At 66.1% G+C, this 12,906-nt stretch carries 10 protein-coding genes; 2 read left to right on the forward strand and 8 right to left on the reverse strand.

From position 1 onward, the window contains the following. Positions 1–342: 342 nt before the first annotated feature. From CRO75_RS22035 to hpaB, 6 genes are all read right to left on the reverse strand, one after another. Entirely contained in the window at positions 343–1,458 is a 1,116-nt protein-coding gene (locus tag CRO75_RS22035) for a class II histone deacetylase (RefSeq protein ID WP_097138152.1), read from the reverse strand. Positions 1,459–1,599: 141 nt separating this feature from the next. Next, positions 1,600–2,763 carry an MFS transporter gene (locus CRO75_RS22040; RefSeq protein ID WP_097138154.1) on the reverse strand — a complete coding sequence of 388 codons (1,164 nt, stop codon included), beginning with the start codon at positions 2,761–2,763 and terminating at the stop codon, positions 1,600–1,602. Between the two features lie 36 nt (positions 2,764–2,799). Then, positions 2,800–3,675 carry a transporter gene (locus CRO75_RS22045; protein ID WP_097138155.1) on the reverse strand — a complete coding sequence of 292 codons (876 nt, stop codon included), beginning with the start codon at positions 3,673–3,675 and terminating at the stop codon, positions 2,800–2,802. Positions 3,676–3,811: 136 nt separating this feature from the next. Beyond that, positions 3,812–4,789 carry a helix-turn-helix transcriptional regulator gene (locus CRO75_RS22050; RefSeq protein WP_097138157.1) on the reverse strand — a complete coding sequence of 326 codons (978 nt, stop codon included), beginning with the start codon at positions 4,787–4,789 and terminating at the stop codon, positions 3,812–3,814. 225 nt (positions 4,790–5,014) lie between these two features. After that, positions 5,015–5,527, reverse strand: a complete 513-nt coding sequence (gene hpaC, locus CRO75_RS22055; protein WP_007930913.1) for a 4-hydroxyphenylacetate 3-monooxygenase, reductase component — start codon at positions 5,525–5,527, stop codon at positions 5,015–5,017. 73 nt (positions 5,528–5,600) lie between these two features. Then, the gene (hpaB, locus tag CRO75_RS22060) at positions 5,601–7,163 is read right to left on the reverse strand and encodes a 4-hydroxyphenylacetate 3-monooxygenase, oxygenase component (RefSeq protein ID WP_097138159.1); all 1,563 of its coding nucleotides are present in this window, start codon (positions 7,161–7,163) and stop codon (positions 5,601–5,603) included. 391 nt (positions 7,164–7,554) lie between these two features. On the opposite strand from hpaB, the gene CRO75_RS22065 reads away from it, so the two are divergent. Continuing rightward, entirely contained in the window at positions 7,555–9,180 is a 1,626-nt protein-coding gene (locus tag CRO75_RS22065) for a methyl-accepting chemotaxis protein (protein WP_097138161.1), read from the forward strand. Between the two features lie 37 nt (positions 9,181–9,217). Continuing rightward, positions 9,218–10,414: an aminotransferase class I/II-fold pyridoxal phosphate-dependent enzyme gene (locus CRO75_RS22070; protein WP_097138163.1), complete on the forward strand. Its 1,197-nt coding sequence runs from the start codon at positions 9,218–9,220 to the stop codon at positions 10,412–10,414. A 168-nt stretch (positions 10,415–10,582) separates the two neighbouring features. On the opposite strand, the gene CRO75_RS22075 is transcribed toward CRO75_RS22070, so the two are convergent. Continuing rightward, entirely contained in the window at positions 10,583–11,575 is a 993-nt protein-coding gene (locus CRO75_RS22075) for a D-glycerate dehydrogenase (RefSeq protein ID WP_097138165.1), read from the reverse strand. A gap of 19 nt (positions 11,576–11,594) precedes the next feature. Further along, complete coding sequence (locus CRO75_RS22080) at positions 11,595–12,890, reverse strand: MFS transporter (protein WP_097138166.1); 1,296 nt, start codon at positions 12,888–12,890, stop codon at positions 11,595–11,597. Between the last annotated feature and the right edge of the window lie 16 nt (positions 12,891–12,906).

The raw sequence follows: 12,906 nt of genomic DNA on the forward strand, positions 1-12,906 counted from the left end.
ACCACCCAACGGGTTTTGCGATGCTGGACAACAGATGACGTGAACGGCAAACCGGCCTGACGAAGAACCTGTGCGGCTACACGGTTCAAAACCGTTCCCCTATTTAGGATCGTCAGGCGCGATTTTCATCGAGGCGCAGTACCGAGTCTGACGCCGGATAGATTGAGGCAAGCCAACCCACGCATCCATGAACAGTATTGCAGAAACGGGGGGTGACCATAGATGTAGCCGCTGCCGCAGCCTGCGATAGACCCGCAGGGTCTCCAGCACCCGCAAGCCCCCCGCGAGCGTGCCGCTCGATCGCAGCCTTCGGCAGCGGCTACAAGGTGGTTGAGGTACGGGTTAGTCGTTGAAGAAGGTCTGCGCCAGATCATCGATCAACTGGCGCTGAAAGGCCTGGAACCCCGGGTTCGGCTGTTGCAGTTGCACGAACTCCAGCATCGGGTCGCTCACCGCGGTCCTGATGCCGGCCAGCTCCTCGACCGTCGCCAGCCCGCAGAAGGGCACATAGGCCTCGGAATAACCGCCTTCATGCACCAGCACCAGGCGGCCCTGGCACAGGCGCTCGGCGGCCTCGCGCACCTGGCGGGTCATGGCGCGGAACGAGTCGCTGTGCAGCAGCATCCGCGCCAGCGGGTCGACCGCGTTGGCGTCGTAGCCGCAGGCAACGATGATCAACTCCGGTTCGAAGCGCTCCAGGGCCGGGATCACGATGCGTTGCAGGGCATGCAGGTAGGCGTCGTGACCGCTGCCGGGCAGCAGCGGGATATTGAGGTTGGCCCCCAGCCCGGCGCCGCGGCCACGGTCCTGTTCGCCGCTGTAGCCGGGCGGGAAGCAGCCGTCCTGGTGCAGGGAAAGGGTCAGCACGTCGCCGCGCTCCTCGAAGATCGACTGGGTGCCGTTGCCGTGGTGCACGTCCCAGTCGATCACCGCGACCTTGCCCAGGCCGCGCCTGGCCTTGGCCGCCTCGATGGCGATGGCGATATTGGCCAGGAAGCAGAAGCCCATGGCGCCGTCGGCCAGGCAATGGTGCCCCGGCGGACGCGACAGCGAGTAGGCGTTGTCGGCTTCGCCGCCGAGCACCGCGTCCACCGCGGCGATGGCCAGGCCGGCGGAGAGCCGGGCGATTTCGTAGCTGCCCGGGCCGATCGGCGCTTGCGGGCCGAGTTCGCCGCCACCGGCCTCGCTCAGGGCCCTGAAGCGTTGCAGGTACTCAGCGCTGTGTACCCGCAGCAAATCTTCCTCACTGGCAGCCGTGGCGCTGCGCACCTGCAGGTGGCGGGTGAGGCCGGAGACGTCCAGCAGGCTTTTCAGGCGGCGCTTGGTTTCCGGCGATTCGGCGTGCCCGGCCGCGGCGGGCGGTTGCACCCAGCCGCCCACCGGCAGCGTCAGCGCATGCAGCCCGGCGCTGTGCCAGAGGCTGAGTTCATCGAAGAAAAACGCGGTTTTACGGGTCATGGGCATATCCATCTATGGGGCGAAAATTTGTAGCCGCTGCCGCAGGCTGCGATCGACCGGAACGGTCGCTGCGATCTCCCGGGCGCCAGAGGTCCTCGGACCTATCGCAGCCTTCGGCAGCGGCTACAGGGGTTCAGGCGTTCAGGGGGCGCGCCGGCAGCCGAGGATCAGCGCCAGCGACAGCAGGGTCAGGCCGGCCCCGCCGATCAGCAGGGGCTGGAAGCCGCCGGTGCTTTCGATCAGCCGCCCGGCCAGCGCGGGGCCGATGGCCAGGCCGCCGCCGATCACCAGGTTGGAGGCGTTCATCAGCTTGCCGGAGCGGTCGAGGTCGGCCAGGCAGGCGAGGATCAGCGGCAGGATGAAGGTCCAGGTGAACTTGAAGACCAGGGCGGCGAGGGCGAAGCGCGCCAGGGGCGGCGCGCCCAGCAGCAACAGCACCGAGCCGGCCATCAGGCTGTAGCCGAACAGCAGCAACAGCAGGCGCGGCAGGCGATTGCCGATCAGCGAGGCGCAGCCGGCGCCGACGATACCCATGACCGTGGCGACGGCTAGCAGCTCGCCGCTGGCTTGCGCGGAAATGCCGGCCTTGGCGCTGATCGAACCGATAAAGGTCCAGACCCCGCTGAGGCTGATATAGAAGGTGAGGATGCCGAGAATGCCGCACAGGGCCTGCCACTTCGGCGCGGCGGCGGCCTGCCCCGCGGTTTTTTCCGGGGTCGGCGCGCCCTGGGGAAAGTAGCGCGCCAGGGGCAGGCACAGGCTCATCAGCAGCGCCAGCAGCAGGTAGCAGGCCGCCAGGCCGTAATGCTCGAACAGCCGCGGCAGAATGCTCAGGCCGACTGCCCCGACCACCAGTTGGCCCATGACCCACAGGCCGTAGGTCCGGCTGGGGTTGGCGGTGGAGGCGGCGCTGGACAGGCAGATGATCATCAGCGAACCGCCGGCCAGGGCACTGCAGAAACGCAGGGCCAGCAGCGCGCCATAACCCTGGGCCCAGATCGACAGCAGGTTGGTGACGATGAACAGCGCCCCGGCCAGTAGCGCCGCGCGGCGCCAGTCGACGCGTTTGAGCCACCAGAAGGCGGGCAGGGTGGCCAGGCTCATGGCCCCCAGTTCGGTGGAAAACAGGTCGCCGATCTGTGACGGGCTCAGTTGCCATTGGCTGGCCAGTTGCGCGGCCACCGCCGGGGCGGTCATGAGGATGGTCGGGGTGATGGCGGCGAACAGCACGATGGCCGCCAGCAAAGCCAGGGATGACGTGGTGTGCGGCTGCTCGCCGGTGAGCGCCTGGCTCTTGTCGATCATGGGGGTCGTCATGGTGGGTAGCTCCGGAAAAACGCTTCAGAACATGTGGACCAGGCGCAGCAAGGCGTCGGTGCCGTGGTAGCCGTTACGGGTGGCGACGTTTTGCGAAAGGCCGAACATCAGCTGGTTCTGCTGGTCCAGCCAGTGGCCGACCTCGAAGCCGACCTGGGTGTAGCGCTTGTGGGTGTCGTCGATGCGCTGGTCGTTGATCCGCAGCTCGCCACCGTCGGCGTGGATCAGCCGCAGGGCGCCATAGGTGCTGGCAGTGAAGTCGTAGGAGGCGAAGGCTTGCAGGCGGTACAGCGGGTCCTGCTTCAGGTCGCTGCCGAAGTAGTCGTCGTTCTTGGCGTAGAGCTGGGCTTCGAGGTTGGCTTCCAGCACCCACTTCTCGCCGATGCCCTGGGTGTAGTTGTAAACGAAGGTCGCGCCCCAGCGGTTGGCGCCCGGCGAGACATCCGGGTTGTCGCCGTGGTATTCGCCCACCGGCAGGGTGATCAGGGTCAGCAGGCCGCTGTAGGTTCGGCTGGCCGGGTCGTTGATGAAAAACAGGGTGCCGCCGACCTGCGGGTCGCCGAAGCCGCTTTCCCCGGTGTGGCGATTGGCGCCGGGCAGGCGCGCGTCGATATCGGCGAAAGGCACGATGAATTGCGGGGTGCACAGGGTGCCGCAGATATCGCTGAAGAACACCTGGCGATAGGCCAGGGCGTTGACCTTCAGCTCGGCCTTGCCGGTGCTGTCGGCAGGGCCGTGGAAGTCGTCGGCGCGGGTCGCCGGCAGGTACAGCACGCCAAGGCTGGTGCCCGAGGGCGCGCCGAAGAAGTCGCGGGCGTTAAGGTCGGCGGCGCTGGCGTCCAGGCTCAGCAGGGCGCTGGTGACGGCCAGGGCGGTGTGCTGCGCAAGCGTTCTGGTCATGGGCGTAACCTCTGTTCTTTGAGTTGTTGTGCGGCGAAGCGCTCGCCGGTACGCGGCAGTGGCTGGAAAAAGGGCAAAAGCAGCCCGTGGCCGTCAAAACGACAGCGCGAAAGTCAGTCAGCGAGGGAGATAAACGTCAGTCGGGTGGGGCGTGCAGCAGATGGGCGATGCGGGTCTTGTCCTTGACCCCGAGCTTGTTGTAGATGGCGCGGATGTGATGGCGCACGGTGTTCGGCGACAGGCCCAGCTCGCGGGCGATTTCCTTGTAGGTCTTGCCTTCGCCGAAGCCCAGGGCCACGTCGTTTTCCCGTGGGCTCAGCTGGGTCAGCAGCGTGCGGCCGCGGGCGGCGAGCAGGAACAGGTCGCCCACCGGCGAGGCCTCGCATTGCAGGTGCCGGCCTTCGTAACCGCCATCGGTCATGGGCACGGGCAGGCAGGGGCCGCTCCAGTCCGGCCACTCGCCGAGCAGCAGGTCGACGAAGCCGCGTTCGGCGCAGTGCAGGGTGCCGCGCTGGTCGCACACCGCCAGCGCCAGGTTGCGCGGGCTGGTGAGGGTTTCGCGCCTGGCCACCAGGGTGCGGATCTGGTTGGCCGACACCGCGGCCACCAGGTGCAGCATCAGGTTGTTCAGCAGCAGGCAGTCGTCGGCGTCGAAACGTTTGGCGCCGGGGGCGCGGTACAGCGCCAGGTGGTCGCTGAGGTGGGTCTGGGGGTCGATGTACACCACGCACAGCAGCTCGCCGATGCCATAGGTCGTGCCCAGCCAGTTCAGGCCGGGGCCGTTGGCCGGGTCGCGCATGTCGACGATCACCGCCCGGCCCGGGTGGGCATGGACCCGGCCGACGGTGACGTCGACGTGCTTGATCGATTGCCAGTCCGGCAGGTAGCTGGGGGGCAAGTGATGGAGGTAGGAGCTGTGCTCTTCCGGCAGGCCGTCGATCAACGCGGCGCGGCCCCACCAGGCGCTGTCGAAGGGCAGCAACTGGCCGATGCGGTTCAGCGCATGGCCATGGAAATGTTCGATGTCCTTGTGCTGCGCCAGGCGTTGCAACTCCAGGGTCAGCGAGCTGAAGGCTTGCAGCAGGCTGGCGTGAGCATGGTTATGACGGCTCATCGGGTGTTCCTCTGTGCGACGTTCTTATTGTTTTCGTCACGGAGTCAGTAGGGACCGGAACGTCCAGGGACGTGGGCAGGGCCTGGGCACGAGTATCGTCGGGTTGGCGGGGGATCGCTATCCTACAGATGCAGGATGAGGGGGGTGTTGGCGGGGCAATCGGCTTCTGTAGGAGCGTCGACCGGCCGCTCCTACAGAAGATCAGAAGATCAGAAGAACGGCCGATCAGGCCGCCTGGACGGCCCGCTGCAAACGATGGAAGCCGCGGCTGAAATACACCAGCGAGTCACCGTGTTCGCGCACGCAGATTTCATCCAGCTGCACCAGCATCACCGAATGGGTGCCGACTTCCTGCACCTCGGTGATGCGTCCCTGCAGGCTGGCCAGGGCGCCGTCGAGCACCGGCAGGGCGCCCTGGCCGTCGCGCCAGGGGTGCAGGCTGAAGCGCTGCTCCATCTCCACCCCGGTCATGCCGGCGAAGTGCCGGGCGACCTCTTCGTGTTCGCCGCAGAGCACGTTGACGCAGAGCTGGCCGTTGCGCTTGAACACCGGGTTCAGCGCGCTGTTGCGGTTGACGCAGACCATCAGGCTGGGCGGGCTGTCGGTGACCGAGCAGACCGCGGTGGCAGTGATGCCGCAGCGTCCGGCCGGGCCGTTGCTGGTGATGACGTTGACCGCCGCGGTCATGTGCGCCATGGCATCGCGAAAAGCCTGTTGCTTGGGATCGAGTTGAGTCATGACAGATTCCTCGGGTGAACCCGCGGGCGCCGGCAATCGGGGGCGCCCCGCGGGTCATTCAGGTCGGCGGCGCTTATTGGCGGATGCGGTCGAGCATGTTGATGTCGTCCGGATTGGTCAGGTGCGGCACCGTCCAGCCGTCGAGGTCGTAGTCGCCCAGGCATTGGTCCACCAGGTCGGTCATGGCTTTCATCGAACCGGTGGCCTGGGCATGGCGCAGGCACTGCATGCGGATTTCGTCCTGGCTGCCGGCGTAGTTGATTTCGTACAGCTCATGGCGGCCGCCGAACTCGGTGCCGATGGCATCCCACAGCAGCTTGAGGATCTTGATCCGCTCCTCGTGGCCCATGCCCGCCGAACCCCGGCAATAGGTGCTCAGGTACTGGTTGAGCATCGGGTCCTTGAGGTCGCGGGAGCCGGACGGCAGGTAGATCAGGCCGCTGGCCACCACCTGCTCGATGATCTTCTTGATGTCGGTGTAGGCCTGGGGCGCCAGTACCCGGTAGGCCTGCAAGGCCTGGGCGCTGGGCAGGAAGGCGCCATTGAGCCATTCGCTGGCGTTGCCGTGCATGGCGTCGGTCAGCGACCAGAACAGGTTGCGCCAGGCCACCACTTCGCCAACCTGCGCCTGCACCCCGCGAAACTCCAGGGAACCGGTGCACTGCAAGGCCTTGACCAGCAGCCCGGTGATGAAGTCGAGCTTGACCGCCAGCCGGGTGCAGCCCTGCATCGGGAACAGCCGGCCGAAACCGCCTTGCGGGAACCACTGCCGGCAGCGTTCGAAGTCGCGGTAGATCAGCACGTTTTCCCAGGGGATGAACACCTTGTCCATGATCAGGATCGCGTCGTTCTCGTCGAAGCGGCTGGACAGCGGGTAGTCGAACGGCGAGCCGGTCATGCCCGCCTGCAGTTCATAGGACGGGCGGCAGATCAGCTTCATGCCGCGGGTGTTCATCGGCGCGATGAACATCAGGGCGAAGTCGGTGTTGTCGCCCAACAGCTGCGCCGAACCCTGGCCGACGAAGTTGTAGTGGGTCAGGGCCGAGTTGGTGGCCACCACCTTGGCGCCGCTGACAATGATCCCGCCTTCGACTTCCTCGTCCACCGAGATGAACACGTCCTTGACCTGGTCCACCGGCTTGTCGCGGTCGATCGGCGGGTTGACGATGGCGTGGTTGAGGTACAGGCAGGCTTCCTGGATGCGCGTGTACCAGGTGCGGGCGTTGTCTGCGAACTTGCCATAGAACTCCGGGTTGGCGCCCAGGGCGCTGCCGAAGGCGGCCTTGTAGTCCGGGCTGCGGCCCATCCAGCCGTAGGTCAGGCGCGACCACTCGGCGATGGCGTCGCGCTGCTGGCGCAGGTCGTCGGCGCTTTTCGCCGAGCGGAAGAACTTGTGGGTGTAGCCGCCGTTGCCGGTGTCGGTGGCCCAGCACAGCTTGTCCTTGGTCTCGGGGTCGTGCAGGGCGTCGTAGAGGCGCGCCATGGAGGCGGCGGAGTTACGGAACGCCGGGTGGCGGGTCACATCCTTGACCCGGTCGCCATAAATGTAGATTTCGCGATCGTCGCGCAGGCTGGCCAGGTATTCGGCGCCGGTCAGCGGGCGGTTGGTCTCGGCACGGAAGTCTTCGGGTTTCATCATCCACTCCAGTCGTTGTTGTTATGAATTGCCATTGCGAGCTGGGGCCCATGATGGGCAGGACGGGACGGCGACTGAATGGCTTTTCCGGCGAATGAATTGCACTTTTCATGGGGTTGGTCATGGGGTTGGTCATGGAGTAGGTCACGGGGCCGGGCATGGACGCGGAACCGATCCGGCAAGGCCACCCGTTTCACCGTTGAAACACTTTCGCGGCGACGAAAAATATTTTCGCCGGGGCCTGCAAAAAACCTAAAGCCCGGCCGATATCGCTATTAGGCCCACAGACCAACTACAACAGTGGCGCCCACCTGTCAGGCCGCCAGCCGCCGCTGGTGACAGGGTTCAGTGCATGGATGCTCGCAGTCCTCAATATCCCGAGAGTCATCCTATGTCCCTACGTAATATGAATATCGCGCCTCGAGCTTTCCTCGGTTTTGCGTTCATCGCGTTGCTGGTCATCGCGCTGGGTGTGTTCGCTGTCAACCGCATGTCGATCATCCGACAGGCCTCCCTGGAAATGGAAAGCAACCAGCTGCCCAGCGTAGGGTTCCTCGGCAACGTCACCGAAAACGTGCTGCGCCTGCGGATTCTCTCGTTCCGGGTCCTGGTCAACCGCGAGCCGGCCGGCCTGCAGGAAGCGCAGACGCGCATCGGCGCGCTGGTGGACAAGCTCAAGCAGGCCCAGGCCAGCTACGCCGCCTTGCCGGCGGGAGAAGAGGAAGTGGCCCTGTACAAGACCTTCGCGGCCACCCTGGAAAAGTACCTGCAGGCGCAGAACGACATGCTGGAGCTGTCGCGACAGAACAAGCTTGAGGAGCTGCGCACCCTGATCAACACGCGGATCAAGGACGGCACCGACCAGATGGGCGAGCAACTGAACAAATTGGTGGCGATCAACAAGGCCGGGGCCACCCAGGCCTCGGATATGGCCGGTGAGCATTACCGCAGCGCCATCATCGGCATCATCGCGGTGGCGGTGGTCGCGGCCCTGCTCACGGTGGTGCTGGCCCTGCTGCTGACCCGCAGCATCGTCACCCCGTTGAACCGCGCGCTGCTGGCCGCGCAGACCATCGCCGCGGGCAACCTGACCCAGGCCATCGAGGTCGACGGCAAGGACGAGCCGGCCCGCCTGCTGGTGGCGCTGAACGAGATGCAGGGCAACCTGCGCAAGACCATCGAGCAGATCTCCGGTTCGGCCACCCAGCTGGCCTCGGCCTCGGAAGAACTCAGCGCGGTCACCGAGGAAGCCTCCCGTGGCTTACAGCAGCAGAATAACGAAATCGAACAGGCGGCCACCGCCGTCAACGAAATGACCGCCGCCGTGGAAGAGGTGGCGCGCAACGCCGTGTCGACCTCCGAAGCCTCGCACCAGTCGACCCAGGCCGCCCGCGAAGGCCGCGACCGGGTGGTGGAAACCGTCGACGCGATCCAGACCATGACCCACGACGTGCAGAGCACTTCGGTGATGATCGAAGGCCTGGCCACCCAGGGCCGCGACATCGGCAAGGTGCTCGACGTGATCCGCGCCATCGCCGAGCAGACCAACCTGCTGGCCCTCAACGCGGCCATCGAGGCGGCCCGCGCCGGCGAGGCCGGGCGCGGCTTCGCGGTGGTGGCCGACGAGGTGCGGGCGCTGGCTCATCGCACCGCGCAATCGACCCAGGAAATCGAAAAGATGGTCGCCGGCATCCAGAACGGCACGGGCGAGGCGGTGCAGTCGATGCAGCAAAGCAACCAACGCACCCAGAGCACCCTGGAAATGGCCCGCGCCGCCGGCGTGGCCCTGGAGCAGATCGCCGAATCGATCAACCTGATCAACGAGCGCAACCTGGTGATTGCCAGCGCCTCGGAAGAGCAGGCCCAGGTGTCCCGCGAGGTCGATCGCAACCTGGTGAATATCCGCGACCTGGCCACCCAGTCGGCCGCCGGGGCCAACCAGACCAGTGCCGCCAGCCACGAGCTGTCGCGCCTGGCGGTGGATTTGAATGCGATGGTGGCGCGCTTTGTGATTTGAGTTAGGGTTGTTGGAATGCGTGCCCAAGGAGAGCGAGATGCGCTATTCAGCCCTGACCCAACGGATCGCCGGCGAAGGTGCCGCGGCCTGGCAGATTCACTACCGCGCCCTGGAACTGCGCGAGGAGGGCGTCGATGTGCTGCTGCTGACCATCGGCGACCCGGATTTCGACACCCCGCGGCCGATCGTCCAGGCCGCCATCGATAGCCTGCTGGCGGGCGACACCCACTATTCGGAGGTGCGCGGCAATCGTTCGCTGCGCACCCGCATCGCCCACCGCCATGCCACCCGCAGCGGCCAGGCGGTGGACGCCGAGCACGTGGTGGTGTTGCCAGGGGCGCAATGCGCGGTGTTTTCCGTGGCCCAGTGCCTGCTCGACCCCGGCGACGAGGTGCTGGTCGCCGAGCCGATGTACGTCACCTACGAAGGGGTATTCGGTGCTTGCGGGGCCAAGGTGTTGCCGATTCCGGTGCGCCCGGAGAACGGCTTTCGCGTCGAGCCCTCCGCGGTCGCCGCGCGCATCACGCCCAAGACCCGCGCGCTGATGCTCAACAGCCCGAACAACCCCTCCGGCGCCAGCCTGTCCCGGGAAATCTGGCAGGCCCTGGCGCGCCTGTGCGTCGAGCATGACCTGTGGCTGATCTCCGACGAGGTCTACAGCGATCTGCTGTTCGACGGCGAACACATCAGCCCCGGCAGCCTGCCGGGCATGGCCGAACGCACGGCGACCATCAACAGCCTGTCCAAGTCCCATGCCATGACCGGCTGGCGGGTCGGTTGGGTGGTGGCGCCCCAGGCCCTGGCCGGGCACTTGAGCCATCTGGCGCTGTGCATGTTGTACGGGTTGCCGGACTTCGTGCAGAACGCCGCGGTAGTGGCGCTGGACGCCGACCTGCCGGAACTGGAACAGATGCGCGAGGAATATCGCCAGCGCCGCGACCTGGTGTGCGCGCAACTGAGCCAATGCCCGGGGTTGAAGCCGGTCAAGCCCGATGGCGGCATGTTCGTCATGGTCGATGTGCGGGAAACCGGCCTGGGCGCCCAGCAATTCGCCGAGCTGCTGCTGGAAGGGCACGGCGTCTCGGTACTCGCCGGCGAGGCCTTCGGCCCCAGCGCGGCGGGGCATATCCGTATCGGCCTGGTGGTGGATCAACAGCGTCTGGCGGACGCCTGCCAGCGGATCGTGCGTTGCACCCAGGACCTGCTCGAAGGCCGATCCTCAAAACGCCGCTGATCCTGTAGCCGCCGCAGGCTGCGATCGTCGAAACGTCGCTGTCCCTGTAGCCGCTGCCGCAGGCTGCGATCGACCGGAACGGTCGTGGCGATCTTCAAGACGCCGAGGTCCTGCGGACCTATCGCAGCCTGCGGCAGCGGCTACAGGGTGGATCGGACGGTCACAGCGTCACACCGCAGCCTTGCGGCGCTCCCAGGCCTGGGGGTTGACCAGGTTGGCCGGGCGCTGGCCGGCCAGGGCCGCCAGCAGGTTGTCGACCGCGCAGCGGGCCATGGCTTCGCGGGTCTCGAAGGTCGCCGAGCCGATATGCGGGGTGGCCACCACATTGTTCAGCTGCAACAGCGGCGAGTCGTGGCCCAGGGGTTCACGCTCGAACACATCCAGCCCGGCGGCGCGAATCCGCCGTTGCTGCAAGGCTTCGATCAGCGCCTGTTCGTCCACCACCTTGCCCCGGGAAATATTGATGAAGATGCTTTCCGGGCGCATCAGGGCGAACTCTTCGCGGCCGATCAGACCCTGGGTGTGCTCCGTCAGCGGCAGGGTCAGGCAGATGAAGTCGGCCTGTTGCAGCAGTTCCGGGAGGCTGCAGTAGCGGGCGCCGAAACGCTTCTCCACCGCCGGTTTCGGGCTGTTGCTGTGGTAGATCACCGGCATGCCGAAGCCGAAATGACCGCGCTGGGCCAGGGCTTCGCCGATCCGCCCCATGCCGATGATGCCCAGGGTCTTGCCGTGCACGTCGCTGCCGAAATGCAGCGGGCCGATATTGCGGTTCCACTGGCCGGCACGCACCAGGTTGGCCAGCTCCACCACGCGCCGGGCGCTGGCCAGGATCAGGGCGAAACCGGTGTCGGCGGTGGTTTCGGTGAGCACATCCGGGGTGTTGCTGAGCAGGATGTCGCGGCGGGTCAGGTAGTCGATGTCGTAGTTGTCGACGCCCACCGACACGCTGGCCACCGCTTCCAGGCGTGGCGCCAGGTCCAGCAGTTCTGCATCCAGGCGCAGGCTGGCGCCGAGCAGGCCCTGGGCGGCGGGCAGGGCGCCGCGCAGCTTGGCCAGGCCCTGGGCACTGAGGTCTTCGATCAGAGTCACCTGGGCCTGCTCATGCAGGCGGGCCATCAGCGGCGGCGAGAGTTTCTTGTACAGCACGACCTGTTTTTTCATGGGGTTCACCTTGTTCGATTCAGGAATGCGCCAGGCGGCGACGTGCCGGCAGCGCGCTGCGCTGGCGGTCGCTGGCGCCCGGGTTGAGAAAGAGGGTCAGCAGCACCGACAGCAGCAGCGCGCCGCTCATCAGCAGGTAGGAGGCGCCGGGCGAGCCGGTGGCGCTGTTCAGGTAGCCCACCAGATAGGAGCCGCCGAACGAGCCCAGGGCGCCCATGCTGTTGATCAGCGCCATGGCGCCGCCGGCGACGTTGGCCGGGAGGATCTCCGGGACGATGGCGAAGAACGGACCGTAAGGCGCGTACATGCAGGCGCCGGCGATCACCAGCAGGCTGTAGGACCACCAGAAGTGCTCGGCGCCCAGCAGGTAGGAGCCGTAGAAGGCGAAGGAGGCGATCAGCAGCGGCGGCCAGACGAAACGCTTGCGCTTCTGGATCCGGTCCGAGCCCCAGGACACCCCGAGCATGGCGATCACCGCGGCCAGGTAAGGCAGCGCCGACAGCCAGCCGGCCTCGACCATGTCCATCTGCGCACCATGCTTGAGGATCGACGGCAGCCACAGGACGAAGCCGTAGACACCGATGCTCCAGCAGAAGAACTGCAGGGCGAGGATGATCACCTTGGGCGAGCGGAAGGCTTCGGCGTAGTTCTTCACCGCCTTGATGCCCACCTGTTCGGCGGCCAGGGCGCTTTCCAGGTCGTGTTTTTCCTGGTCGCTGAGCCACTTCGCCGCGCTTGGGCGGTCATCGGCCAGGCGCCACCAGATAAAGGCCCAGAGCACCGCCGGCAGGCCTTCGATGATGAACATCCAGCGCCAGCTGAAATGCTCCACCAGGTACCCCGAGACCACCGACATCCAGAGCATGGTCACCGGGTTGCCGAGGATCAGGAAGGTGTTGGCCCGCGAGCGTTCGGCCCGGGTGAACCAATGGCACAGGTAGACCAGCATCGCCGGCATCACCGCGGCCTCGACTACGCCGAGCATGAAGCGGATGGCGATCAGCCAATAGGCGTTGGACACCACGCCGGTGAGGGTGGCCAGGCCGCCCCAGAGGATCAAGCTGACGAAGATCAGCTTCTTGACGCTGTGTTTTTGCGCGTAGATCGCCCCCGGTACCTGGAAGAAAAAGTAACCGAGGAAGAACAAGGCGCCGAGCAGGGACGACAGGCCCGGGGTGATCATCAGGTCGGCGGCCATCCCGGAGGCGGCGGCGAACCCATAGTTGGCGCGGTCCAGGTACGCCAGGCTGTAGGTGATGAACACGATGGGCATGATGTACCACCAGCGGCGGGTGGCGAGTTTCAGCGTTTGCATAAGGGTGCTCCTGAGC

This window comes from Pseudomonas sp. LAMO17WK12:I10, from assembly GCF_900215185.1.
Classification (GTDB): Bacteria; Pseudomonadota; Gammaproteobacteria; order Pseudomonadales; family Pseudomonadaceae; genus Aquipseudomonas; species Aquipseudomonas chlororaphis.

Coding starts and splice junctions, on each gene's coding strand:
- CRO75_RS22035 (WP_097138152.1), bottom strand. CDS start 1,458: ATGACCCGTAAAACCGCGTTTTTCTTCGATGAACTCAGCCTCTGGCAC.
- CRO75_RS22040 (WP_097138154.1), bottom strand. CDS start 2,763: ATGATCGACAAGAGCCAGGCGCTCACCGGCGAGCAGCCGCACACCACG.
- CRO75_RS22045 (WP_097138155.1), bottom strand. CDS start 3,675: ATGACCAGAACGCTTGCGCAGCACACCGCCCTGGCCGTCACCAGCGCC.
- CRO75_RS22050 (WP_097138157.1), bottom strand. CDS start 4,789: ATGAGCCGTCATAACCATGCTCACGCCAGCCTGCTGCAAGCCTTCAGC.
- hpaC (WP_007930913.1), bottom strand. CDS start 5,527: ATGACTCAACTCGATCCCAAGCAACAGGCTTTTCGCGATGCCATGGCG.
- hpaB (WP_097138159.1), bottom strand. CDS start 7,163: ATGAAACCCGAAGACTTCCGTGCCGAGACCAACCGCCCGCTGACCGGC.
- CRO75_RS22065 (WP_097138161.1), top strand. CDS start 7,555: ATGTCCCTACGTAATATGAATATCGCGCCTCGAGCTTTCCTCGGTTTT.
- CRO75_RS22070 (WP_097138163.1), top strand. CDS start 9,218: ATGCGCTATTCAGCCCTGACCCAACGGATCGCCGGCGAAGGTGCCGCG.
- CRO75_RS22075 (WP_097138165.1), bottom strand. CDS start 11,575: ATGAAAAAACAGGTCGTGCTGTACAAGAAACTCTCGCCGCCGCTGATG.
- CRO75_RS22080 (WP_097138166.1), bottom strand. CDS start 12,890: ATGCAAACGCTGAAACTCGCCACCCGCCGCTGGTGGTACATCATGCCC.